At 72.0% G+C, this 239-nt stretch carries 1 protein-coding gene; it reads left to right on the plus strand.

The annotated features are described in order from the left end of the window. A partial coding sequence (locus tag HKX41_13270; GenBank protein ID NNC25105.1) for an FAD-binding oxidoreductase occupies positions 1-197 on the plus strand: 197 nt, incomplete at its 5' end. Between the last annotated feature and the right edge of the window lie 42 nt (positions 198-239).

Raw genomic sequence — 239 nt, forward strand, 5'->3', positions numbered from 1 at the left:
CGATGCTGGAATTCATGGACGGCCAGTGCGTGCGCCTGGCCCGCGATGTCGGCGGCGCCGATCTGCCGCACGAAGCCGGCGCCTTGCTGATGATCGAAGCCGACGGCGACGCCCACACCCTGGCGCACGCGCTCGACGCGCTCAAGCGCGCCGCCGCCGGCGAGGGCTTGCTCTCGCTCGACGACGCCGCCGACTAAGCCGCGCGAGAAAAACTCTGGGCCGCGCGCAAGGCGCTGTCG

It is taken from the genome of Salifodinibacter halophilus (genome assembly GCA_012999515.1).
GTDB classification, from domain to species: domain Bacteria; phylum Pseudomonadota; class Gammaproteobacteria; order Nevskiales; family Salinisphaeraceae; genus Salifodinibacter; species Salifodinibacter halophilus.